Below are 21,461 nucleotides of genomic sequence, written 5' to 3' on the forward strand. Positions count from 1 at the left end.
AGGAGATTTGTTCCTTCCCTAAATTTTTTCTATTTAACAAGCAGCAAGCTTTTGCTTGTCTAAAAACCCTCGCAGTGCCCGGTTGAATGAATCCTTAGCCTCAAGCTTTGCTACATGGCCAGAATTCCTCATGATGACAAATTCCGAATGGACTATTTGTTTATGCATTAATAATTGAACCCATACAGGTGTAACAGAATCGTATTGACCACCAATGATAAGGGTAGGAATATTGATTGTAGGTAATAATGAAAAATTATTTACTTTCATGCAAGCTTCAACCGATTTAATATAGGCTTCTTTATCAGGACGATAATAATTTAAGAACTTTTTACAATTTTCTTCTGTTCGGGAATATAAACATATACGTGCTGCAATAAGCTTATGTTCTTCAATAGAAATGGACGAGGCTCGATTTTTGCGCAATTTATAAAGTAGTTTGCCTAAATGCTTAGGCATGAAATGAAAGGTACTGACCAATATTAATGACCGGCACATTTTAGGTGCACAGCGATAAATCTCTTGAGCCACAAGGCCTCCCATTGATAATCCACAAATATGAGCGCTTTCAATTTGAAGTTCCTTTAGGATTGAAAGTATATCATCAGCAAAATTTCTCATCGAGATTCCTTCTGTATTTTTATGATCACCGTGTCCACGTAAATCTGGGATAATGAGGTCATATTGATCGGATAGTTCAAACTGATCGTTCCAGCCTTCTTTCATTTCTCCAAGACCATGAATAAGGATTAAAGGCTCACCAGCACCCGCGCCGAGCCGTAAATAAGGAATACCAGAATTACTTGTGAGGAAATTTTCCAATGTTAAACCCCTCCAACTGATTTTTATTACACCTTATTCCCGTTTCCTGTGAAGAGTAATCAATTTTAAAAATATTATTAATTTATATATATGTTTAATTTGACAGAAAATTGCCTATAGGTGTAAAATACATATATAGACAAGTGGAGGTGGAAAGCACTTGGCAAAAGATAATGAAAATCAAGCCATTCAGCCATCGAAAAATTTTGTAATGCCGTTCATATTATTGCTTCTTAGCAAAATGTCTCTTCATGGATATGAGCTAAATCAGAAGCTGCAAGCATTCGGCTTTCATACCATTGACCAAGGCAACTTATATCGGCTGTTACGTCAACTTGAAAAAGAAGATTTAGTAAAATCAGAATGGGATACAACCGGTGCTGGCCCGGCAAAAAGGCGTTACACGATTACTTCAGTAGGTGTTTCATACTTGAAGGGCTATGCAAATCAACTAGAAGGTTACCAATCTATGTTAGACCAATTTTTTAACATGTATTCTAGTTTTCTTGAGCTCTATATCCCTTCTTTTAAAACAGAAGGATACAATAGGGAAAAAAATGCGGACAAGGGGAGAAATCATAATGAATCCGAAGAAGAATGAACAAGTAGAGGTTTTAAAAACAGCTCAAAAAAGAACTGAGCCTAAAGCAGAAACAAATGCGACGGAATTATTTGTTGAAACAGTTTGGGATCAATATGAAGAAAGTTTAGAGAGATCAAACCAATTTAGCGAAGATCGTGAAGATGCTTATCTGAAATCTCTTAAAGAAGTGATTAAATTAAATCAAGAGTTCAGAAAATCATTAAGCAGTATATATCGTGAATCAAAAGAAACAAACAGCGAGATTGTTAAAGGGGTTAGCAATTTTGCAAGTAAGAATGGCGTGAAAGATGAATTAAACTTTTCTGAGCTGACAGACCAATTAAACGACGTGTCAACTCGCTTTGAAAAAATCGCATTAACACCAATTAAATCTACTTTTGATCTATTAGATCGTTTTGAAAAAGGAATCGAAGAAAACAGTGAATCATTCATCCAATATTCACGTGAAAGAAGAGGCGGATGGCAAAAGGTTACGAATGAATATGCTAAACTAGCTCGTGACAGCCAAAAAAACCTTCTTAATCGCTTTGAAGAAAGCTTTAAAATACTAACTAGCATTAAATAAAATACCTGAGGCTTAGCCTTGGTTGTTTAGTACATTAGCGTATTATCGCGACATATGGTGCCTGACCCCCGGTGCGTTACCGCATAAACGTAGTGGGGGTCAGGCACTTATTCTTTGTTTGTTTTTTCTTTGTCGTGAGTTTTTGATGATTACTTTCCAGATGTCTGAGCCAATCAGAACGCCTGCTATAATTAATAGGAAGCCAATAATCTGGGTAGCAACAATTTGTTCATTTAAGAAGATGACTGCACTGATGAGGGCAAAGAATGGATTTAAATTAATAAAAACGGATGCTTCAGCAGCCCCAATTTGGCCTATTGCAAAGTTGTAGACCATATGACCTAGTGCGGTTGCAATAAAAGCAGAAGCAAAAAATACCATCCAGATGTTAAATGACCCTTCCGCTAAACTGTTAAGACCGTTTGGCTCCTCCACTAAGCTAATCAGAAATAAAACCCCAGAACCAATTAAAAGCATATAACCTGTCATAAGCCTTGGATCTAAGGATCTGGATATCTTACTGATAAAAATAAAGCTGATTGCCTGTGAAAGAATTGCCAGAAATACATAAAGATCCCCGATTGACACCGAACCGATACTTCCATTTTTCAAAACCACTAAGGCTACTCCTGTGAACCCAAGTATTACGCCAACAATTCGAGCCATCGTAATCGAGCTTCCTAAAAAGATAATTGCTAGAATAGTTGTTAATAAAGGTCCCAATCCTAGAATAAGTCCACCATTCGAGGCAGTCGTGGTTTTAAGTCCAATCGATAAAAAGTAATGATGGCCAACAACATTAAAAATGGCCCCGATGATGATAAATTTAAATTCCCTTTTTGACGGAAGTCGTACTTTTTTCATTAAGGCAAGAATGATAAACACACAAACTCCAGCAGTAAAGATACGAAAAGCTGTCACAGTCACTGGCATAAAGGTTGTTACAATTAATTTTGTAGCGATGACATTTAATCCCCAAGCTGCCATAACCAAAATTAAGGTTAAGTAAATCAATTTCTTATTTCGTGTTACCAATACTTTCACTTCTTTCAATTCAGTTAGTTCGAGATTTTTTACATGATAATAATCATTGTAATATAAAAGTATTTAATATGGTGGGAAAATTTTTGGAAATAGATTACCTGGCAATCCATTCCTAACAGCAAAGCAAGGATATCAATTTCATCGAAGTGGTATAAATGGAAATGTAAGCGTTACATAAACATTAGCAAAAAGTTCACAGGAAGCTTAAATAAAATGAGTTAAAATAATGAAGGGTAAATATATCTGTTACGTACTTCACAAAAAATTATATTTAAAATATTATTTCTGGTCTTTGAAAGGAACTGATCAACATGTCGTTTTACAAGCCGGAACAAATTGCCAGCATTACGGTTGAGAATGGGACGAAAAAAACAAAATATCCATTGTTGAAAACTGTAATATTGGGGTTCCAGGCAGGCGCATTTATCTCATTAGGATACCTGCTTTTTATTCGTGTTACCGCTACATTAACAGGAGATTTTGCCGGGATTGGCTCTATTTTAGGAGCATCTCTTTTTCCAATCGGACTTATTTTAACTTTAATTGCAGGCGGAGAACTATTAACCGGAAATATGATGGCTGTACCATTAGCCAGGCTGGCAGGGAAAATAACTACAAAACAGCTGATCTATAATTGGTTTTTAATCACGGTTAGTAATTTTATTGGAGCTATTTTTGTAGCTTATGTTTTTGGTCATATTGTTGGACTCACCGAAACTGCTCCTTTTTTAGAAAAAACGGTAAGTATCGCAGAACATAAGTTAGATGTTACTTTTGCACAAGCTTTCTTCTCAGGAATTGGCTGCAATTGGCTGGTTGCTGCTGCAGTTTGGTTATCCTACGGTTCAGAGGATATGACGGGAAAAATTCTTGGAATTTGGTTCCCGACGATGACTTTTGTGGCAATTGGATTTCAACACGTTGTGGCAAATATGTTTGTCATTCCGGCGGCTATTTTTGCAGGTCACTTCACTTGGATTGAATATCTTCATAACTTCGTTCCTGTCTTTTTAGGAAATGCAGTTGGGGGATCAGTCTTTGTTGCCCTAGCTTATTATCAAGCATATAAGAAAAGCCTTGTGAAAATTGAGCCTCAAGTACAAAAATCAAATGTTTCTGCCATAAAGAGAGGCGGAATGTAATGACTGGGGTATCGCTCACTGCCCTATTGATCAGGTTCCTTCTAGGTGGAACCGCCGTCGTTGTCGCCACCCTTGTGGCAAGGAAGCTTGGAGAAAAGGCAGGCGGAATCTTTGCTGCATTTCCAGCTGTTTATCTGGCTGCATTACTAACGAATCGCTTGGATTTTAATGGAGAAGAGTTGATTAGTCATTCTATTCTTCTGTCCAAAGGGGCAATGATTGGCATGGGGATTAATATTCTAGTGGCGATTGTTGCTGGTTATATATTACCGAGACAAGGGTGGAAGCTTGGGCTTGTTCAAACCGTTTTATGCTGGTTTGCCGTATCGATTGTGGTCGTATTCCTCACATCACATACTTTTTAAAAGGTGGGAATCATGAATAAACATGATTTGTTAATTCGATTTTTACTTGGCGGGACTGCCGTCATGTTCAGCTATCTAGTCACGGTATTTTCACCATGGAAGATATTAGCGGGAATTTTTGCCGCGTTTCCAGCTGTAATGCTTACCGCAGTATTAATGGTCGGGATTGCATCCGGGTCAAAAAAGGCAGCAAGAATTGCTAGCGGGTCAGTATTTGGAATGATTGGTGGAGTTGTTTGCGTTTTAACGGTTTTACTGGTTTTACAAATGAGTCATCAATGGATGTTAAGCATTATCTTAGGACTGGCATTATGGCTTGGAAGCTCTATATCGATCGCCTTATTTAGAGATAAACTAAAAACCCGTGTAGTCCGGAGCAATTTCATAGGAAAAGCGGAAGCGCTTGGTAAATGAAGTCCACAAGTCATTTAGCGGCTTGAGCAGGACAATTAAAGAAAAAAGGTCTGATTCCAAAATCTGGATTCAGACCTTTTTTTAAAGTCTGTGTTAAAGCTCAATGTTGATTTTTTGCACAAAGTTGATTGAAAGCGGAAATCAACACTCTAATTTAACACAGCCTAAAAATAAATAGGCTAACGCTGTAAAATAAACTACAGTTATTATATGATCATATATATTAAAGGTTAAAGGATGAGGAATTTGAAAAAGCAGAATAAGGTAGGTTTGTTGGTTGACGTTGAGACAACTGGATTAGGTCCAGATTCTGATGAAATAATTGAAATAGCTTTAAATTTATTCTCTTATCGAGAAGAAACAGGCGAAATAATCGACATTCTAGACCAAGACTCGTTTTTACGAGAACCGCTATCTGCATCGGCCATTAGAAATTATGACAATGCTTACCGAGTTCACGGGATCCCATTTGAATTAGTTGCTGGAAAAAGCTTTTTGGATGGGAAAATTAAATCGTACTTTAGTCAATCAGATGCGGTTTTTGCTCATAATGCTTCTTTCGACCGAAGTTTCCTTTATCGAATGTATCCGGAAGTGAATGAATTAAATTGGTATTGTACGATGAGAAGTATTAAATGGAAGGGTTACGGTTTTCCGAATAGTAAGCTACTAACCTTATTGAGTGCACATAATATTACCGATTATCAAACACATAGAGCTCTTGATGATATTACCTATTTAATGGAGTTGTTAAAAAAATCAAATCCAAATGGAGATCTCTACCTGAGAGAGGCACTTGAATATGGCCCGATGCGAAGATATCAACCTGCAACAGCCAAAATAAAGAGAATCCATCTTTGATATGAAACAACTATTTTCCAAATTATTCATTTAGTTGTTGAAAAATGGAGAATATTAAGATAACATGTATGATAGTTTCAATTTGAAATTGTAATATCCAAAAAAGTTAATATTTTCGTAGTAAATTAAGGTGCCATTCGGCTTAATAGGGAATCTGGTAAAATCCAGAACTGCCCCCGCAACTGTAAGTGTGGACGAAAAAGGAGAACCACTGTATAAAAATACTTTTCCTTGAGGAGGTATATTGTACGGGAAGGTCCTTGAGTAGGACGATACACGAGTCAGGAGACCTAGCTTAATTGAAATGAGTTTCAACTTCTTCGGGGATTGAGGATGTGAAACGATAGCAACTTAAGAAACTATGTTTGCTTTCGTTTTATCCATCCAATTTTTGTTGGATGGATTTTTTAATTCCTTTGGAAACAACTAAATAATGTTTAGGAAAAGGTGCGCAATCGCTTGAATGGATTGCGTGAAAAGGGAAGTACGGTAATAATCCGTCACGGTACCCGCCACTGTAATGGTGAGTATCATTGCCTATTGTCACTAACATTTGTTGGGAAGACGCAATGATATGATGATCCAAAGTCAGGAGACCTGCCTTGACCTAGACACTTCTGTAAACCTACGGGCCTATGGGTGGAAGTGCTGATTGAATGCAATACAATGCTGTTTTGTATGTATGTATTTATTTATGCACCCCTACTTTGGTAGGGGTGCTTTTGGCTTTTAAAGGGGGGACGGGAAGTGAAACTTTTTACTTTTGCATTGTTAGCCATTTTATTAGGAATGAAACATGGTGTAGACGGTGACCATGTTGCGGCGATTGCCGATATGGTTGGGAGCGAGGAAAAAAAACGGAAACAAATTTCGCTCGGAGTGATGTATGCATTAGGGCATGGCACAATAGTGTTCTTGATTGGCTTGATATCCATCTATTTAGGTTTAGAAATGCCTGACTCAACCCGGGAAGTGATGGAGGGATTAGTATGCGTTACGCTGATTATTCTTGGGGGATTTATGATTTATTCGTTGTTTCGGCAAAAAGGAGATTACAAATATAAAAGCAGGGTACAGATTGTTTTCCAGTTTTTCGGGAAATTAATACAAAAAACAAACCTTATAGAAAAAGGTAAAAACCTTTCATCATTCAAAATAGGTATCTTAAGTGCAGCCATTATCGGAACCATTCATGGTATTGGGGTAGAAAGTCCAACACAAATAGCTGTACTTACAAATGTAAGTGGTGGTAATAATTTTGAAACAGCCACAGTTCAATTGATTTTGTTTGTAGTAGGATTGTTAATCTCAACCATGCTCATCGCCATATTACTGACTTGGGGATTTTTGAAAGCAAGGCTGAAAAAGAACCTTTTTCTTGTGCTCGGCTTTGTGACAGGGCTGTATAGTTTGGGGCTAGGTTTAAATATGCTCGTTGAGATCATAAAAGGGGGAGTTTGAGTTGAAAGGAAAGTTGCTGGTAATTGGATTTGGACCAGGTAGTTTTGATCATGTGACCGATCGGGCGCGTGAAGCAATCAAAGAAAGTAATATGGTGATTGGTTATAGTACGTATGTTGACTTAATAGAAGGTCTATTAACAGACCAGGAGATTATTAGCACGGGTATGACTGAAGAGGTGAGCCGGGCCCAGGAGGCAGTTAAGCAGGCCGAACTTGGTAACAAAGTGGCGGTTATTTCTAGTGGGGACGCTGGGGTGTACGGTATGGCAGGGCTAATCTATGAAGTGTTAATTGAAAAAGGCTGGAAAAAAGAGACAGGTGTTGAGGTTGAAATTATTCCAGGTATCTCGGCCATTAATTCCTGTGCATCCTTACTCGGGGCCCCCGTGATGCATGATGCTTGTACAATCAGTTTGAGTGATCATTTAACACCATGGAATTTAATTGAAAAAAGAATTGAAGCAGCTGCTAGTACTGATTTTGTCATCGCTCTTTATAATCCGAAAAGTGGAAGAAGAACGAGACAAATCGAAGAGGCCCAAAAAATTCTATTAAAATATCGTTCGCCTGAAACTCCTGTCGGATTAGTAAAAAGTGCGTATCGTGACCGCCAACAAGTGATTGTCACGAACTTAAAAGAAATGCTAGAACATGAGATTGGGATGTTAACAACAGTTATCATCGGAAATTCAGCAACATTTTTATATGAAGGATTAATGATTACACCAAGAGGATATCAGCGGAAATACACTTTAGGTCAAACGGAGCAACCACTTAAGCTTCATCAACGTCTGCAAAAGGATGCCGAGCCATGGGCTCTTGAACAGTTTAGCCAAGCGATAGGTCAGCAAAATGAACATAAGGCTGAAGTCTCTTTAAGAGAAATAGCAGAACTAGCTTTGAAAGCTGTTTCGAGTGAAAAACATGAACAAATTGGACTTTCTGTAACTAATCAAACGTTTGATCAAATAGAGCGTTCCGCAACTAATCAAACGTTTGATCAAATTTTCGAACTAGCTGTAAGCCCTGGTGTTGCCAATAAACAGTTCACCGCAAAGCAAATGATTATTTTAGCAGAGGTAGTCGGTGAAAAGGGGGTTATCGAATACACCCAAGATCACAATATGAAACTTCAAGTACCCACTTCAGACCCTAATCAAATCATTAAAATCCTAACCGAAGCCGGGTTCATTCTTTCGCCTGTAGGTGATGTTTTGACGGTCAAAGCGTGCGATTTTTGTGATGGGGACAAGCGAGATCCAATTCCTTATGCAGAAGAACTACAAAATCGGCTTGGAGGAATGGAACTTCCTAAAGAACTCAAACTTGGTTTTAATGGCTGCGGTATGGCGTGTTACGGTGCTGTAAAAGAGGACATTGGGATTGTCTATCGTCAAGGAGCATTTGATTTATTTATTGGTGGTAAAACTGCCGGTCGAACGGCTCATCCTGGACAAATCGTGGCTGAGGGAATTGACCCTTCCAAAATAGTGGGCATTGTTGAAAATATTATTGCTGACTATAACAATAGAGCCTACCCAAATGAGCGTTTTTATAAGTTTTTTAAACGGGTAAAACAAGTAGAAGGTTTTATTTTTGTAGATATTATGCCGAAGCTACAAATAGCAGAAGCAGCGTGTGGTGAATAATTAATAACCAAAGTGCACCAACCATCGTACAAAGGGGGAAATATTTTGCAAGCAATTTTATTTGTAGGGCATGGAAGCAGGGATTCGGAAGGGAACGATCAAGTACGCCAATTTATTGGAAACATGCGGGATCGCTTAGACGATTCATTATTAGTCGAAACCAGCTTTTTAGAATTTGAGCTACCTAATATGTATCAAGGAATGGATACATGTGTGAATAAAGGGGCTAGTCATATTGTGGTCATTCCCATTATGCTACTTCCGGCTGGTCATTCAAAGATTCATATCCCAACAGCAATAGACGCAGCACGCAAAAAATACCCACAGGTCCAGTTTACTTATGGTAGACCGATTGGGATTCATGAGGAAACCATCTCGATTTTAGCAACAAGACTATCAGAAATTGGTGAGGATATTGAAAAGCCTGCTGAAAATTCTGCTGTGTTGTTGTTAGGACGAGGTGGAAGTGACCCTGATGCCAACAGTGATTTATATAAAATGAGCAGATTGTTTTGGGAAAAAACCAAGTATGAATTAGTAGAATCGGCTTTTATGGGTGTTACAAATCCGCTTGTTAATGAGGGGATAGAACGTTGCATTAAGCTCGGGGCAAAAAGAATCGTCATTTTACCTTACTTTCTGTTTACAGGTATTTTAATCAAACGGCTCGAAAAAATGATTGGGCAATTTCAAACGAAATATCCTGGGGTAGAGTTTAAATTAGCAGGTTATTTCGGGTTTCATCCAAAATTAGAAACCATTTTAATGGATCGCGTCCAAGAGGCGCTCCAGGATGAAGTGAAAATGAACTGCGATACATGTCAATATCGAATCGATGCAATGGAGCATATCCATCATAGTCATGACCACGGGCATAGTCATGATCACGACCACGGGCATAGTCATGATCACGATCACGGGCATCACCATGATCACGACCACAAACAAAATGTAGGGCTACCGAGATGATTCTCGTTTTAGCAGGAACGAGTGATGCGCGGGCACTGGCGATAGAAATCAAGAAATCTGGGTACTCTTTGCTTTCCACTGTAGTGACTGAAAATGCAGCCAATGAATTACGACAAGCGGACATCGATGTGGGAGTGGGAAGGTTAACCGATTCAGAAATGACTAGATTAATAGACGAAAAAGGGATAAAAGTGGTAGTCGATGCGAGCCACCCATTTGCCGAAGAGGCCTCAAGAAATGCAATGTATGCTGCTAAACAAGCAAATGTGCCATACATTCGGTATGAACGGGATTCCCAAACATTCGAATATGAAAAGCTGACGATTGTTGATAGTTACCAGGAGGCAGCAGAAATTGCTTCCCTAAAAAAGGGCGTCATTATGTTGACAACAGGCAGTAAAACACTACAAATTTTTACTGAGAAATTGTTAAACATCCCGGAAGTTAGACTTATAGCTCGCATGCTTCCTCGTTTGGATAATTTGGAGAAATGCGAAAAGCTAGGCTTCCCCCCAAAAAATATCATCGCCATTCAAGGGCCGTTTACGAAGGAATTTGATCTTGCCCTTTATAAGCAGTATGGCGTTACATTAATGATCACCAAAGAAAGCGGACAAATAGGGTCTGTAAATGAAAAGGTTGCGGCAGCCAAGGAATTAGGTATTGAAATAATCTTAATTGGCCGTCCACAAATCAACTATGGACAGGTATACCGTAATTTTTCTAATGTAGTCGAAGCACTAAAACGTTGTTATGTCACCGTTACTTAATTAAAGGCAGTGTTAAAGCTCAATGTTGATTTTTTGCACAATGTTGATTGGAGTGGAAGGCGCGAGACTCCTGCGGGAGAAGCGAGTCACGGGAGACCCCGCAGGCGAAAGCGCCGAGGAGGCTCCCGGACCGCCCGCGGAAAGCGAGTGCCTGGAACGGAAATCAACATTCTAGTTTAACAGAGCCTAATTAAAAAATATTAACAAGGGGAGTTGGGCCTAAATGGATTTTCGAACTGAATTTAAACCGGTAACTGTACAGCCACAGCAAATAGAAGCAGTAAGTTTTCAAATGATTGATGAGGAGATAGGGGATCACCCATTTACACCTGAACAATACCGAGTAGCACAACGTGTGATTCATGCTTCAGCTGATTTTGACCTAGGAAAAAGCTTATTATTTCACCGTGATGCAATCACAGCGGGTATCAATGCCATTCGAAGCGGTAAAAGGGTCGTTGCTGACGTCCAAATGATTCAAAGTGGGGTAAATAAAACTAGAATCGAAAAGTTCGGTGGAGATGTTAAGGTCTATATTTCTGATCCTGATGTTGTAGTAGAAGCAAAACGACTGAATACAACAAGGGCGATTATTTCGATGAGAAAAGCAATCCATGAGGCTGATGGCGGTATTTTTGCAATCGGAAATGCACCGACCGCATTATTAGAACTTATCCGTCTTATAAAAGAAGGCGAAGCAAAGCCAGGATTGGTCATCGGTTTACCAGTTGGATTTGTATCTGCAGCTGAATCAAAGGAAGAGTTGGCAAAGTTAGACATTCCGTTTATCACTAATATCGGCAGAAAGGGTGGCAGTACCGTTACCGTGGCAGCACTTAATGCCATTACACTTCTTGCAGATCAGGGTTAAGCGATGACCGAAGTTTAAACCTATTTTTGTAAAAATATCCCTTGGAAATGGGTGCTATTAGGATTTAATTCCCAATATAAGTCAGTTTGCTGATAAAATGAATTTTTTACTGATATATTAGGTGTTTTTACTGATATATCCTAGAATTTACTGATATATTCTTTTTTTTACTGATATATTCCCTATTTTTCCTGATATATTTCTTTTTCTAAAAAATCATGGAACCAAGCGAGGAATCAAGGTAAGCGATGACCGAAACTCAGCTAGACACACCCCAATCAAAAAAGTTAAGACAAGGATATACAACAGGTGCCTGTGCCACAGCAGCCACAAAAGCGGCGTTAACGGCATTAATTACCGGAGAAATACAAACAGAAGCGACCATCTATCTGCCAGTTGGTCGGTTTGTTACTTTTCATATTGAGAACAGCGAAGTGACAGAAACAACTGCTACATCAACCGTTATCAAAGATGGCGGGGATGATCCGGATGCGACTCATGGAGCGGAAATTATCGCAACGGTCACATGGTCAGCGCAACAAGAAATTACCATAGATGGTGGTATTGGCGTTGGCAGAGTCACAAAAGAAGGTTTGCCAATTCAGGTTGGTCAAGCGGCAATTAACCCAGTGCCGCGAAAGATGATGAAAGAGACGGCAGAAGAAGTGCTGAAGGAGTTCAAAATCAACCGAGGAATAACCATCGTCATTTCTGTCCCAGACGGAGAAGAAATTGCTAAAAAGACTTTAAATGGACGATTGGGCATTATTGGCGGTATTTCAATTTTAGGGACGCGAGGTGTTGTCATCCCATTTTCGACGTCAGCCTATAAAGCAAGTATTGTCCAAGCGATTCACGTTGCCAGGGCAAGCCGCTGTGACCATCTTGTCATTACCACAGGTGGGCGCAGTGAAAAGTATGGAATGAAACAATTTCCACATCTCCCAAAAGAAGCGTTTATCGAAATGGGTGACTTTGTTGGTTTTACGCTTAAGCAGTGTAAACGCCTTGGGGTGAAAAGGGTATCCATGGTCGGAATGATGGGTAAATTTTCCAAGGTGGCTCAAGGTGTAATGATGGTTCATTCCAAAAGTGCACCTGTTGATTTTTCCTTTTTGGCAAAAATTGCAGCAGAAGCTGGCGCACCAGAGCCTTTATTAGAAAAGATCCTCCAGGCTAATACGGCATCGCAGGTGGGCGATATGATGGTCACATCAGGCCATTTACTATTTTTCGCAATACTTTGCGATTATTGCTGTTTGTCTGCACGACAGGAAGCTGGCGGGGGCATCGAAGTGAGCACCTCTTTATATACACTAAAAGGGGAGTTTTTAGGAGAGGCGGTCCGAAATGACGAAATCAATTAAAATGATTGGAATGGGCGATGATGGTAAACAAAGCCTGTTACCACTTTATCAAGAATGGATTAACGAGAGCGAAATACTTATCGGTGGCAAACGTCATCTTTCCTTTTTTCCCGATTACAGCGGAGACAAGGTGAATATCGAGGGGAGTCTTTCTTCACTTGCAGAAAGACTGCAAACGGAAAATAGAAATGTCGTCATTCTAGCCTCCGGTGACCCCTTGTTTTATGGGGTAGGTAGCTACTTAGCTAGTAAACTACCAATTGAGGTTTATCCAAATGTGAGTTCGATTCAGTTGGCATTTGCTAGGATGGGTGAAAGCTGGCAGGATGCTTATCTGACTAGCATTCATGGCCGGAGTATGAAGGGGTTAGCGCAGCGAATAGACGGCAAAGGAAAGGTCGCCATTTTAACAGATGAAAAAAACTCGCCTAACAAAATAGCCAACTATTTATTATCGTTCGGAATGACTGAATATAAGGCTTTTGTTGCTGAAAATTTAGGTGGAACAAATGAACGTTGTCGTTGGTTTAACCTAGCGGATATGGCCGACGAGGAGTTTTCCCCGTTAAATGTGGTTCTTTTAAAGAAAATAACTGAGGGACCGTCGTGGTCGATTGGAATTGAGGATCAAGAATTTATTCAACGGAAACCATTAAAAGGTTTGATTACGAAAAAAGAAATCCGGACATTAAGCATTAGCGCCCTAAAGTTAAAGGAAAACAGTGTTGTTTGGGATATTGGGACTTGTACTGGTTCAGTAGCGATTGAAGCAGGTAAAGTCGCTCGTGAAGGAAGTATCTATGCGATTGAAAAGAACGAGGCAGATCTTGAAAACTGTCACAAAAATCTAGCGAAGTTTCGTGTCGATGCAACGGTAGTCCAAGGAAAGGCACCTGAACGGTTAGCTGAGTTTCCTGACCCTGATTCCGTATTCATAGGCGGTACCGGTGGAGGAATGGCGGGGATTTTAGATGTATGCTGCAGTCGTTTGAAACCAAACGGACGAATTGTCTTGAACGCTGTCACGATTGAAAATTTAGCTCAAGCAATGGCGGACTTTAAAGAACGAGGCTTTAAAACGGAAATAACCTTAGTACAAATTTCTAGAAGTCAGCCGATCTTAAATTTGACGCGGTTTGACGCATTAAATCCAATTTACATCATTGCTGCAGAGCGTGAGGAAGGATGAAAACCATGATTGGTACATTATACGGACTAGGGGTTGGCCCTGGCGACCCAGAATTGATTACAGTAAAGGCATTTAGGAAATTAAAGGAGTCAGCGGTGGTCGCTTACCCTAAAAAACAGCGTGGAAGTAAAAGTTACGCCCAAAAAATTATCGATGCCTATTTCAAACCAGAAGAAAAGGAACTAATCGGACTTGTGTTTCCGATGACAAAGGACCAAGGCATTCTAGACAAGAAGTGGAATGAAACGGTTGAGAGCGTTTGGGAAAAGCTGCAGCAAGGAAAGGATGTCGCGTTTGTAACGGAAGGCGACCCATTATTATACAGCACTTTTATTCACATGATGCGTCTGATGCAGGAACGTTATCCTGAGGTGAGGATTGAAGTTGTACCAGGAATTTCATCCATCAATGGGGCAGCTTCAAGACTGGGAATTCCACTTGCTGATGGGGATGAACAGGTGGCGATTGTGCCGGCACGGGATGACTATGAAGCGATGAAAAAAGTGCTTCAGGACAATGACTGCGTTATTTTTATCAAAGTGGCAAAGGTAATTGAGCCGATGCTAGAACTTTTACGTGACATGGATTTGCTTGATAAGGCATCAGTGGTAACCAAGGTTACTTCAGATGAAGAAGTTATATGGAAAGCAACAGAGCTTGATGGTGTCGAGCTTGAATATTTAACATTAATGGTGGTGAGAAAATAAGATGAAACTTTACATAATAGGTGCAGGACCTGGCGACCCAGATTTGATTACAGTTAAAGGTTTGAGATTGCTACAGGAAGCGGATGTTGTTCTTTATGCCGATTCGCTTGTAAGTGAAGAACTCATTAAAAAATCTAAACCATCAGCGGAAATTTTGAAAACTGCTGGAATGCATTTAGAAGAGATGGTCGGAATCATGGTCGAACGAATTGAGCAGGGTCAAAAGGTGGTTCGAGTTCATACTGGCGACCCAGCGATGTATGGGGCGATTATGGAACAAATTGCCCTTGTTAAAAAAGCAGGAATCTCCGTTGAAATTATTCCGGGCGTTAGTTCGGTGTTTGCGTCAGCCGCCGCTGCTGAGGCAGAGTTGACCATTCCAGACTTAACTCAAACGGTTATTTTAACAAGAGCAGAAGGACGTACTCCCGTTCCAGAATTGGAAAAGTTGCGTGATTTAGCCGAACACCAATGTACGATTGCCTTGTTTTTAAGTGCCACATTAACAAAAAAGGTCATCAAGGAATTAATTGATGCGGGTTGGAGTAAAGATACTCCAGTTGTAGTGGTTTATAAAGCGACCTGGCCCGATCAAAAGATTATCCGTACTACGGTAGAAAGGCTAGATGAAGATATGCGTAGCAACGGGATTCGCAGCCAAGCAATGATTTTAGCAGGCTGGGCTCTTGATGAAAATATTCACAATAAGGATTATCGCTCCAAGCTATATGATAAACATTTTACCCATGGATTTCGTCGGAAGATTGATGTTAAATGATTACTCTTAAAGAAGGGGTACTCCCAACTATCAATCAGCAGGGAAACTATGCCATTGTAGCCATCACCAAACATGGAACAGACATCGCCCGAAAGCTAGGGCGATCGTTTCAAAACGCTGACATTTATTATATGGATAAATTCACGAAAGGTGATGAACAAGGACTTGGCATTCAGACCTTTACGGGAAGTGTTCGTCTACTTTTTCCAGCCCTTTTTCCAAAGTACCAAGGATTAATCATCATTATTTCCTTAGGGGCTGTTGTTCGGATGATTGCCCCTTTGTTAAAAGATAAAAAAGTAGACCCAGCCGTTGTTGTGATAGACGATCGTGGTGAAAATGTAATCAGTGTGTTGTCAGGACATCTCGGTGGAGCCAATGAGCTAACGCAAGAAGTAGCGGCCGCTCTAGGTGCGCGCCCCGTTATTACCACGGCCTCTGATGTTCAACAAACAATCCCGGTTGACTTGTTTGGGAAACGGTTTGGCTGGGTTTGGGATTCAGCGGAAAAATTAACCCCGGTCAGTGCTGCGGTTGTTAATGAAGAGAAAGTAGCGATCGTGCAAGAATCGGGAGAAACAGAGTGGTGGACGTACGACCGCCCACTTCCAGACCAATTTACAGTTTATCCATCGGTTGCTCAGGCCCAAAAAAAGTCACACTCGGCTGCACTAGTGATTACCCATCGTTTGTTAACCGAAACAGAAGCTGAAATCCTTAAAAATGGAGTTTTGTATCGACCAAAGGTCCTGGCAATTGGGATGGGCTGTAATCGGGGAACGTCACCTGAGGAAATAGAAGCAGTCATCATCGAGACGTTAGCTGAACTTAATTTTTCAATCAAAAGTGTTAAAGCACTTTGCACAATTGATTTGAAAAAGGATGAAGTCGGTCTGCTTGAAATTGTTAATAAATATGGCTGGGAGTTTGTCTATTATCCTCCTAGTCAATTAAATACGATGAAATGTGCTCAGCCATCGGAGACGGTGTTCAAATATACAGGTGCCTATGGGGTAAGTGAACCGGCAGCACGATTATATAGTGGGGCCGAGCAGCTTACTCTTGTAAAGAAAAAATCGGGAAATGTCACGATATCCGTCGCGGTCATCCCATATTAGGTGCGCAGGATATGAAGCGGGGAGGAAACATGAATGTCTAGTCGGAGACTGGTAATTGCCGGAACGGGAAGCGGTGTTGGAAAAACGACTGTAACGATCGGCCTAATGGCGGCGCTTAGAAACAAAGGCTACGTCGTTCAAGGATTTAAATGTGGACCTGATTATATTGATCCAACCTATCATACTGCTGTTACCGGAAGACCTTCAAGAAATGTAGACAGCTGGATGCTAAATGCTGAAATGGTAAAAGAAATCATTAACCGAGGTAGTGCCGGTGCAGATATTTCGATTATCGAAGGTGTGATGGGTTTTTTTGACGGGAAGGATCCAACGAATAATTCGGGGACAACGGCAGAGATTAGTATGATTTCCAAAAGCCCTGTTGTGCTAATCGTCAATTGTGCCAGTATGGCTCGCAGCGCGGCGGCGATTGTCAAGGGCTTTCAAGTTTTTGACGAGGAAACAAATATTGTCGCAGTCATTGCAAACCGGGTTGGGAGTGAGGGACATTACAAGCTTGTGAAAAAGGCGATTGAACAGGAATGCGGAATTCCAGTTATTGGTTTTTTAAAAAGAGATGATGAACTCACCATCCCAGAGCGTCACCTCGGCTTGGTTCCGTCCGTGGAACGAGGCGAGCTTGAGCCATTTTTCGAAAAATTAGCCTCTTTAGTCCAAGAAACAGTTGATGTGGACCGCCTATTTCAGTTAGCTCAAGCACCAGCGTTAGAAATCGAACAGAGTCAGTTTGTTCAAAAACAAGAGCCATCAGTGCGAATTGCAGTTGCAAAAGACGCGGCTTTTAACTTTTACTATCAAGAAAATATTGATATGTTAGAAGCATATGGCGCAGAAATTGTTCCGTTTTCACCTTTATCAGGAGAAACTCTCCCAGATCGAATCCAAGGACTATATCTTGGTGGGGGATTTCCAGAGGAGTTTGCAGAGGAACTCGCCCAACAAACTGCAGTAAAACAATCAATCAAAGCCGCAATCGAAAATGGACTACCAACCTTGGCTGAATGCGGTGGGTTTATGTTTTTAACGGAGGCAATTGAAACAACTAATCACCAAAAATATGAAATGGTTGGATTAATTCCTGGAACGGTAAAAATGCAATCAAAATTAGCTGCGCTTGGTTATCGGGAAGTAACAGGGGCAACAGGAAACTTTTTATTAAACGGAAATTTACTGGCAAAGGGGCATGAATTTCATTATTCAACCTTCCAGCCGACCTCGGACATTCACTACGCTTATCAAACAAAAGGGATGCGCGGAACGAAACAAGAGGGATATATGAAGGAGAACCTGATTGCTGGCTATACTCATTTTCATTTTGGGTCCTGCTCGGAAATGGTAGAAAACTGGATAACGAAATGTAAGGAGATAAATCCTAATGGCTAAAGCCCTGCCAATCATGTTTCAAGGAACACATTCGGACGCTGGAAAAAGTGTCATTGTCACAGCCTTTTGTCGTATTTTTGCTCAGGATGGCTGGAAAACAGTGCCGTTTAAGTCACAAAATATGGCGTTAAATTCGTATATCACGGTTGATGGAAAAGAGATTGGCCGCGCTCAAGGCGTTCAAGCGGAGGCGGCGGGGGTTATGGCCACTACAGATATGAATCCGATTTTGCTTAAACCAAATCGCGGAAATCAAGCACAAATTGTTGTGCATGGGAGACCGTATAAAAATATGGAAGCCGGAGTTTATCGGCAGGAATTTTTTGAAACGGGATTTCAAATCATTCAAGACTCGTTCCACAACCTTTCAGAACAATATGAGCGAATTGTGATTGAAGGGGCAGGCAGTCCTGCAGAAATCAATCTTAATGATCGTGAATTAGTGAACATGAGAGTAGCACGAATGGCTAATGCACCGGTTATTTTAATAGGGGATATTGAAAAAGGGGGCGTATTTGCCAGCATTGTCGGGACCTTGCAGCTGTTGGAACCGGAGGATCGCGACCGTGTTGTGGGGGTGATCATTAACAAATTCCGTGGCGACATTAGTCTGCTAGAATCGGGGCTAGATTGGTTAGAGGATTATACAGGAAAACCAGTCCTTGGCGTGATTCCCTATTTGCAAAATTTGAATATTGATGCCGAGGATTCAGTTGTATTATCACAATATACGGCACAGAAAAATACAGAAAAGGATGTGGATATAGCTGTCATCCAATATCCGAAAATCTCTAATTTCACCGATGTTGATCCATTTTTTGTAGAGTCTGATTGTCATGTTCGGTTTATTACAAGTGTCGATCAGTTGTTAGAGCCAGATCTGATTATTTTGCCAGGGAGTAAAAATACGATTGAAGACTTTCAATTTTTACGAGAAAGTGGTCTAGCTGAAAGAATAGTGGATTTACATAATAAGAAACGAACAAATATTTTCGGTATTTGTGGTGGCTATCAAATGCTAGGGCGTACGATTGCTGACCCACTTGGAATAGAGTCAACACTTGAATATACGGACGGTCTAGGTTTGTTACCGGTAACCACAACGATTACAAATGATAAAACAACAGTTCAGTCAGAGGGTATGTTATCCTCATGTGGTAAAATATTTAATATAAAAGGGTACGAGATTCATATGGGAGTCTCGCAAGTTGAGGAAGAAAATAGTCAGCTTATCACAACAGAAGCCGGTAAGGATGGCTGTAAAAATAGTGATGAAACGGTTGTCGGTACGTATTTCCATGGGATTTTTCATAATGATGATTTTCGGGAAGTACTACTAAATGAGATTCGCCACAGAAAAGGGCTAACCCCAATTTACGACCGGATTTCTTTCAATCAGTTGCGAGAGGAAGCGTTCGACAAGTTGGCTGACCATGTCAGAAACCATGTGAAAATGGACCTAATTGAGCAGAAAATGCAAGAATATCAAAATAGGAGGATGGAAAACAATGAACAAACGTTTCGCTGATATTCAACCAGTAAATAGAGAAAATGGAAAAAAGGTTGCCGAGTATATTAATACGTTAACAAAGCCGCTTGGAAGTCTTGGTAGATTAGAAGAAATCGCAATCCAGCTCGGCGAAATTACCGGAGAAGCCTTCCCTACAGTTACCCCGCCAGGCGTGATTGTCTTTGCGGGTGACCACGGAATTGTTGAAGAGGGTGTGTCCGCCTATCCGCAGGAAGTAACGGCGCAAATGGTGATAAACTTCCTTCAAGGTGGCGCTGGAATCAATGTATTTAGCCGCCAGATCGGTGCTGAACTTGAAATTGTTGATGTTGGAGTAGCATCAGACATGAATGATGAGGGACTAGTTAATAAAAAGGTCCGTAAAGGTACAAGAAATTTCTGCGAACAGGATGCCATGACAAGAGCAGAAGCAGAACAAGCAATTGCCGTTGGTTATGAACGTGCTGAAAATATCATTAAGCAAGGGGCTAAATGCCTGATCGTTGGTGAAATGGGGATTGGCAACACAACTCCAAGCAGTGCAATTTTAGCAGTGCTAAGCGGAAAAGACATCACGGAGCTAGTTGGTGCTGGAACTGGAATCGCAGCTGACCAAATCAACCATAAGCAAGCTGTGATTAAACGAGGAATCGAGGCAAGGAACCCTGATCGAAATGATCCACTGGATGTATTAGCGAAAGTGGGGGGATTAGAAATTGCGGCGATGACTGGCGCGATGCTTGCGGCAGCAGAAAATCAGGTTCCGATTCTTGTTGATGGTTTCATTTGTACGGTTTCAGCCTTGCTTGCTACGGAAATTAGTAATAATGCTAGAGATTATATGATAGTCGGTCACCGTTCTGTTGAGGTAGGACATGAAATCGCTATTAATATGCTCGGTAAAAAACCGCTTCTTGATTTAGGATTCCGTTTAGGAGAAGGAACCGGAGCAGCGGTAGCGTTTCCTATTTTACAATCAGCAGTGTTAATGTTAAAAGAAATGGCGACATTCTCTTCAGCAGGTGTGTCTGGAAAAGAATAGGATGCAAAAAGGAGGGAAGTCTCGTCTATGACTAACGGAAAAGTTTATCTTGTAGGAGCGGGTCCTGGAGACCCAAAGCTTATCACAGTATATGGAATGGAATGCATTCAAAAAGCGGATGTCATCCTTTATGACCGGTTAGTAAATGAACAATTGTTATCGTATGCCAAACCTGATGCCGAGCTAATATTTGTTGGAAAGCTTCCTGGTATGCATGGCATCATTCAAGAGCAAATTCATGTGCATTTAGTGGAACAAGCCCAAAAAGGGAAGACCGTTACTAGGTTAAAGGGTGGTGACCCTTGTGTGTTTGGTCGAGTTGGCGAAGAAGCGGAAATATTGGCAGAGCAAGGCATTCCCTACGAAATTGTTCCGGGGATCACATCAGGGATTGCTGCCGCAACATACGCCGGAATTCCAGTCACCCATCGTGATTTTGCTTCGACGTTTGCGATGGTGACAGGGCACGGTCGCGCCGAAAAGAACGAGGACCATATTAACTGGTCAGCACTTGCCAGCGGTATTGATACAATTGCTTTTTATATGGGGATTGGGAATTTAAGTAATATTTGTGAAAATCTAATTGCCCATGGGAAAAGTGCAGCAACACCAGTAGCTGTTATTCAATGGGGCACAACTAAAAAACAAAAGACCGTTACGGGCAATTTAGCGACCATCGAGGATGTAGTGGCAAACGCTCAAATTACACATCCGGCTATCATCCTTGTTGGGGAAGTCGTTAATTTAAGAGAAAAAATCAAATGGTTTCCAGAGTTTGAAGGGTAATTGGACGAAGGTAGGGAGAAA

At 40.8% G+C, this 21,461-nt stretch carries 22 protein-coding genes and 2 riboswitches; of the genes, 20 read left to right on the forward strand and 2 right to left on the reverse strand.

Annotation, left to right across the window (positions count from 1 at the left end; genetic code table 11):
• Positions 1 to 33: 33 nt before the first annotated feature.
• Positions 34 to 822: an alpha/beta fold hydrolase gene (locus tag B1NLA3E_RS02150; RefSeq protein ID WP_015592217.1), complete on the reverse strand. Its 789-nt coding sequence runs from the start codon at positions 820 to 822 to the stop codon at positions 34 to 36.
• A gap of 160 nt (positions 823 to 982) precedes the next feature.
• On the opposite strand from B1NLA3E_RS02150, the gene B1NLA3E_RS02155 reads away from it, so the two are divergent.
• Both B1NLA3E_RS02155 and B1NLA3E_RS02160 read left to right on the forward strand, forming a co-directional pair.
• Positions 983 to 1,423: a helix-turn-helix transcriptional regulator gene (locus B1NLA3E_RS02155; protein WP_015592218.1), complete on the forward strand. Its 441-nt coding sequence runs from the start codon at positions 983 to 985 to the stop codon at positions 1,421 to 1,423.
• On the forward strand, positions 1,404 to 1,991 hold the full coding sequence (locus B1NLA3E_RS02160) for a hypothetical protein (RefSeq protein WP_015592219.1): 588 nt from the start codon (positions 1,404 to 1,406) through the stop codon (positions 1,989 to 1,991). Before B1NLA3E_RS02155 ends, B1NLA3E_RS02160 begins: the two co-directional genes overlap by 20 nt.
• Positions 1,992 to 2,090: 99 nt before the next feature.
• Here B1NLA3E_RS02160 and B1NLA3E_RS02165 read toward each other — a convergent pair whose 3' ends face one another.
• Entirely contained in the window at positions 2,091 to 3,035 is a 945-nt protein-coding gene (locus B1NLA3E_RS02165) for a DMT family transporter (RefSeq protein ID WP_442852649.1), read from the reverse strand.
• 311 nt (positions 3,036 to 3,346) lie between these two features.
• Here B1NLA3E_RS02165 and B1NLA3E_RS02170 point away from each other — a divergent pair, with 311 nt between their 5' ends.
• The 18 genes from B1NLA3E_RS02170 (at position 3,347) to cobA (ending at position 21,440) form a co-directional block, all read left to right on the forward strand.
• Positions 3,347 to 4,177, forward strand: coding sequence for a formate/nitrite transporter family protein (locus B1NLA3E_RS02170; protein WP_015592221.1), 831 nt, complete (start codon positions 3,347 to 3,349; stop codon positions 4,175 to 4,177).
• Positions 4,177 to 4,542: a DUF3147 family protein gene (locus tag B1NLA3E_RS02175; RefSeq protein WP_015592222.1), complete on the forward strand. Its 366-nt coding sequence runs from the start codon at positions 4,177 to 4,179 to the stop codon at positions 4,540 to 4,542. The genes B1NLA3E_RS02170 and B1NLA3E_RS02175 overlap by 1 nt, the downstream gene beginning before the upstream one ends.
• 12 nt (positions 4,543 to 4,554) lie before the next feature.
• The gene (locus B1NLA3E_RS02180; RefSeq protein WP_041580228.1) at positions 4,555 to 4,956 is read left to right on the forward strand and encodes a DUF3147 family protein; all 402 of its coding nucleotides are present in this window, start codon (positions 4,555 to 4,557) and stop codon (positions 4,954 to 4,956) included.
• A 237-nt stretch (positions 4,957 to 5,193) separates the two neighbouring features.
• Complete coding sequence (locus B1NLA3E_RS02185; protein ID WP_187292142.1) at positions 5,194 to 5,817, forward strand: exonuclease domain-containing protein; 624 nt, start codon at positions 5,194 to 5,196, stop codon at positions 5,815 to 5,817.
• 111 nt (positions 5,818 to 5,928) lie between these two features.
• A riboswitch (cobalamin riboswitch) is annotated at positions 5,929 to 6,129 on the forward strand.
• A gap of 116 nt (positions 6,130 to 6,245) precedes the next feature.
• Positions 6,246 to 6,436, forward strand: a riboswitch (cobalamin riboswitch).
• A 128-nt stretch (positions 6,437 to 6,564) separates the two neighbouring features.
• Positions 6,565 to 7,278, forward strand: coding sequence for a HoxN/HupN/NixA family nickel/cobalt transporter (locus B1NLA3E_RS02190; RefSeq protein ID WP_015592225.1), 714 nt, complete (start codon positions 6,565 to 6,567; stop codon positions 7,276 to 7,278).
• A 1-nt stretch (position 7,279) separates the two neighbouring features.
• Complete coding sequence (gene cobJ, locus B1NLA3E_RS02195) at positions 7,280 to 8,929, forward strand: precorrin-3B C(17)-methyltransferase (RefSeq protein WP_015592226.1); 1,650 nt, start codon at positions 7,280 to 7,282, stop codon at positions 8,927 to 8,929.
• A 45-nt stretch (positions 8,930 to 8,974) separates the two neighbouring features.
• Entirely contained in the window at positions 8,975 to 9,898 is a 924-nt protein-coding gene (locus tag B1NLA3E_RS02200) for a sirohydrochlorin chelatase (RefSeq protein ID WP_015592227.1), read from the forward strand.
• Positions 9,895 to 10,668, forward strand: a complete 774-nt coding sequence (cobK, locus tag B1NLA3E_RS02205) for a precorrin-6A reductase (RefSeq protein WP_015592228.1) — start codon at positions 9,895 to 9,897, stop codon at positions 10,666 to 10,668. Before B1NLA3E_RS02200 ends, cobK begins: the two co-directional genes overlap by 4 nt.
• A gap of 223 nt (positions 10,669 to 10,891) precedes the next feature.
• The gene (locus B1NLA3E_RS02210; RefSeq protein WP_015592230.1) at positions 10,892 to 11,539 is read left to right on the forward strand and encodes a precorrin-8X methylmutase; all 648 of its coding nucleotides are present in this window, start codon (positions 10,892 to 10,894) and stop codon (positions 11,537 to 11,539) included.
• 248 nt (positions 11,540 to 11,787) lie between these two features.
• Complete coding sequence (locus B1NLA3E_RS02215) at positions 11,788 to 12,906, forward strand: cobalt-precorrin-5B (C(1))-methyltransferase (RefSeq protein WP_015592231.1); 1,119 nt, start codon at positions 11,788 to 11,790, stop codon at positions 12,904 to 12,906.
• Positions 12,890 to 14,095 carry a precorrin-6y C5,15-methyltransferase (decarboxylating) subunit CbiE gene (gene cbiE, locus B1NLA3E_RS02220; protein ID WP_015592232.1) on the forward strand — a complete coding sequence of 402 codons (1,206 nt, stop codon included), beginning with the start codon at positions 12,890 to 12,892 and terminating at the stop codon, positions 14,093 to 14,095. Before B1NLA3E_RS02215 ends, cbiE begins: the two co-directional genes overlap by 17 nt.
• Before the next feature lie 5 nt (positions 14,096 to 14,100).
• Positions 14,101 to 14,802 carry a precorrin-2 C(20)-methyltransferase gene (gene cobI, locus B1NLA3E_RS02225; protein ID WP_015592233.1) on the forward strand — a complete coding sequence of 234 codons (702 nt, stop codon included), beginning with the start codon at positions 14,101 to 14,103 and terminating at the stop codon, positions 14,800 to 14,802.
• Between the two features lies 1 nt (position 14,803).
• Entirely contained in the window at positions 14,804 to 15,580 is a 777-nt protein-coding gene (gene cobM, locus B1NLA3E_RS02230) for a precorrin-4 C(11)-methyltransferase (protein WP_015592234.1), read from the forward strand.
• Complete coding sequence (locus B1NLA3E_RS02235) at positions 15,577 to 16,698, forward strand: cobalt-precorrin 5A hydrolase (protein ID WP_015592235.1); 1,122 nt, start codon at positions 15,577 to 15,579, stop codon at positions 16,696 to 16,698. Before cobM ends, B1NLA3E_RS02235 begins: the two co-directional genes overlap by 4 nt.
• Before the next feature lie 33 nt (positions 16,699 to 16,731).
• A complete protein-coding gene (locus tag B1NLA3E_RS02240) occupies positions 16,732 to 18,102 on the forward strand; it encodes a cobyrinate a,c-diamide synthase (protein WP_015592236.1) in 1,371 nt (456 codons plus the stop codon).
• Positions 18,095 to 19,630 carry a cobyric acid synthase gene (locus tag B1NLA3E_RS02245; protein ID WP_015592237.1) on the forward strand — a complete coding sequence of 512 codons (1,536 nt, stop codon included), beginning with the start codon at positions 18,095 to 18,097 and terminating at the stop codon, positions 19,628 to 19,630. The genes B1NLA3E_RS02240 and B1NLA3E_RS02245 overlap by 8 nt, the downstream gene beginning before the upstream one ends.
• Positions 19,611 to 20,654, forward strand: a complete 1,044-nt coding sequence (gene cobT / locus B1NLA3E_RS02250) for a nicotinate-nucleotide--dimethylbenzimidazole phosphoribosyltransferase (RefSeq protein ID WP_015592238.1) — start codon at positions 19,611 to 19,613, stop codon at positions 20,652 to 20,654. Before B1NLA3E_RS02245 ends, cobT begins: the two co-directional genes overlap by 20 nt.
• Before the next feature lie 27 nt (positions 20,655 to 20,681).
• Positions 20,682 to 21,440 (forward strand): uroporphyrinogen-III C-methyltransferase, encoded by a 759-nt coding sequence (gene cobA / locus B1NLA3E_RS02255; protein WP_015592239.1) that lies wholly within the window; start codon positions 20,682 to 20,684, stop codon positions 21,438 to 21,440.
• Positions 21,441 to 21,461 lie beyond the last annotated feature (21 nt).

It is taken from the genome of Bacillus sp. 1NLA3E (genome assembly GCF_000242895.2).
In the GTDB taxonomy this organism is placed as follows: domain Bacteria; phylum Bacillota; class Bacilli; order Bacillales; family Cytobacillaceae; genus Bacillus_BU.

Excerpts from the sequence above, each read along its gene's own strand:
- B1NLA3E_RS02235 (WP_015592235.1), top strand. The coding sequence starts at position 15,577 with ATGATTACTCTTAAAGAAGGGGTACTCCCAACTATCAATCAGCAGGGA.
- B1NLA3E_RS02175 (WP_015592222.1), top strand. The coding sequence starts at position 4,177 with ATGACTGGGGTATCGCTCACTGCCCTATTGATCAGGTTCCTTCTAGGT.
- cbiE (WP_015592232.1), top strand. The coding sequence starts at position 12,890 with ATGACGAAATCAATTAAAATGATTGGAATGGGCGATGATGGTAAACAA.
- B1NLA3E_RS02240 (WP_015592236.1), top strand. The coding sequence starts at position 16,732 with ATGTCTAGTCGGAGACTGGTAATTGCCGGAACGGGAAGCGGTGTTGGA.
- cobK (WP_015592228.1), top strand. The coding sequence starts at position 9,895 with ATGATTCTCGTTTTAGCAGGAACGAGTGATGCGCGGGCACTGGCGATA.
- B1NLA3E_RS02245 (WP_015592237.1), top strand. The coding sequence starts at position 18,095 with ATGGCTAAAGCCCTGCCAATCATGTTTCAAGGAACACATTCGGACGCT.
- cobT (WP_015592238.1), top strand. The coding sequence starts at position 19,611 with ATGAACAAACGTTTCGCTGATATTCAACCAGTAAATAGAGAAAATGGA.
- B1NLA3E_RS02215 (WP_015592231.1), top strand. The coding sequence starts at position 11,788 with ATGACCGAAACTCAGCTAGACACACCCCAATCAAAAAAGTTAAGACAA.
- B1NLA3E_RS02160 (WP_015592219.1), top strand. The coding sequence starts at position 1,404 with ATGAATCCGAAGAAGAATGAACAAGTAGAGGTTTTAAAAACAGCTCAA.
- cobA (WP_015592239.1), top strand. The coding sequence starts at position 20,682 with ATGACTAACGGAAAAGTTTATCTTGTAGGAGCGGGTCCTGGAGACCCA.
- B1NLA3E_RS02170 (WP_015592221.1), top strand. The coding sequence starts at position 3,347 with ATGTCGTTTTACAAGCCGGAACAAATTGCCAGCATTACGGTTGAGAAT.
- B1NLA3E_RS02180 (WP_041580228.1), top strand. The coding sequence starts at position 4,555 with ATGAATAAACATGATTTGTTAATTCGATTTTTACTTGGCGGGACTGCC.
- cobM (WP_015592234.1), top strand. The coding sequence starts at position 14,804 with ATGAAACTTTACATAATAGGTGCAGGACCTGGCGACCCAGATTTGATT.
- B1NLA3E_RS02210 (WP_015592230.1), top strand. The coding sequence starts at position 10,892 with ATGGATTTTCGAACTGAATTTAAACCGGTAACTGTACAGCCACAGCAA.
- cobI (WP_015592233.1), top strand. The coding sequence starts at position 14,101 with ATGATTGGTACATTATACGGACTAGGGGTTGGCCCTGGCGACCCAGAA.
- B1NLA3E_RS02185 (WP_187292142.1), top strand. The coding sequence starts at position 5,194 with ATGAGGAATTTGAAAAAGCAGAATAAGGTAGGTTTGTTGGTTGACGTT.